This is a genomic window from Sphingomonas sp. BE138 (assembly GCF_031456125.1).
Taxonomy (GTDB): domain Bacteria; phylum Pseudomonadota; class Alphaproteobacteria; order Sphingomonadales; family Sphingomonadaceae; genus Sphingomonas.
In genome coordinates this window covers 1-1,558 of sequence record NZ_JAVDUC010000071.1, presented here as the reverse complement: position 1 = coordinate 1,558, position 1,558 = coordinate 1, and the positions used below count along the sequence as shown (strand labels likewise).

Genomic DNA, 1,558 nt, shown 5'->3' with positions numbered 1-1,558 from the left:
CCACCGAGGCTGTGTGGAAACGCGTTGATGTGGTAGCCTTCCCTCATTGATGGAGGCGCTAGAATGAGCCGTTTCATCGAGGGTTTGGATCGGCGCGAACGGCTGCTGCTGCCGGACTGTATCGACGATTACGTGGGCGACGACAGCCCGGTTCGGGTAGTCGACATGTTCGTCGACGAACTGGACTTGGGCGTGCTGGGCTTTGCTGGGGCAGCGGCAACAGGCCGGCCCGGCTATCATCCGGCGACGATGTTGAAGCTCTATATCTACGGTTATCTCAACCAGGTGCAGTCGAGCCGTCGGTTGGAGCGCGAGGCGGGGCGCAACGTCGAATGCATGTGGCTGACGGGCAAGCTCGCGCCCGACTTCAAAACCATCGCCGACTTCCGGCGCGACCATGGCGCCGCGATCCAGGCAGCCTGTCGGCGTTTCGTTCTGGTCTGTCGCAACCTGGGGCTCATCGCGGGCGGCACGGTGGCGGTGGACGGGAGCCGCCTGCGCGCGGTGAATGCGCGCGACCGCAACTTCACGCCCGCCACGATCCAGCGCCGCAAGGAGCAGGTGGATGACAGCATCCAGCGCTATCTTGGCATGCTCGACACCGTGGACCGTCAGGAGGGAGAGGGCGCCGAACTGCGCACGGTGCGGCTGACGACGCGGCTCGACGCCCTGCGGCGGCAGATGCGCGATCTCGAAGCGATGGAAGAGGCGGTGACCGCCTCGGCTGACCGGCAGATCTCGCTGACCGACCCGGACGCGCGTGCGATGGCATCGGCCGGAGGTGGCACCGGGCTGGTCGGCTACAACCTTCAGGCGGCGGTGGATGCCGAAACCCACATCGTCGTGGCGCACGAGGTCATCAACCTTGGCCATGACCGCACGTCGCTGGCGCGCATGGGTGAGCAGGCGCGCGACGCGACGGGAGTGGCGACCCTCACCGTGCTGGCCGACCGCGGCTATTTTTCGGGGGCTCAGGTGCTGGCCTGCGAGCAAGTGGGTGTCGTGCCGATCTGCCCCAGGCCGCTCACCTCAGGCGCCAAGGCCGATGGCCGGTTCGGCAAGCAGGACTTCGCCTACCAGCCCGAGACCGACACCTACCGCTGTCCGGCCGGCGAGACGCTGACCAGGCGCTTCGCCACCGTCGAGCAGGGACTGACCCTCCACGGCTATGCGACGCCCGCCTGCCGCTCACGCTGCACCATGAAGACGCGCTGCACCGCGGGCGTCGAGCGGCGCATCAAACGCTGGGAGCATGAAGAGGTGGTCGAGGCCATGCAGGCCCGCCTCGACCGCTGGCCCGATGCCATGCGCGTGCGACGACGAACCGTCGAACACGTCTTCGGCACGCTGAAAGACTGGATGGGACGGAGCCACTTTAAGACGCGAAGGATCGGAAACGTCGCGACCGAGGCCAGCCTCCACATCCTCGCCTACAACATCAAGCGCGCCATCGCGCTTCGCGGCGTGCCAGCGCTGGTTGCAGCGATGCAGGACTGAGCGCCCCTCGCATCCGTCCCGCTACGTCGCAGCACCGGGACGTTCTCACACAGCCTCCACC

Annotated in this window: 1 protein-coding gene; it reads left to right on the top strand. The window is 66.9% G+C overall.

Going from position 1 to position 1,558, the window contains the following annotated elements; genetic code table 11:
* The first annotated feature begins 63 nt into the window (after window positions 1-63).
* Complete coding sequence (locus tag J2Y58_RS20900; RefSeq protein ID WP_310107426.1) at window positions 64-1,497, top strand: IS1182 family transposase; 1,434 nt, start codon at window positions 64-66, stop codon at window positions 1,495-1,497.
* Window positions 1,498-1,558 lie beyond the last annotated feature (61 nt).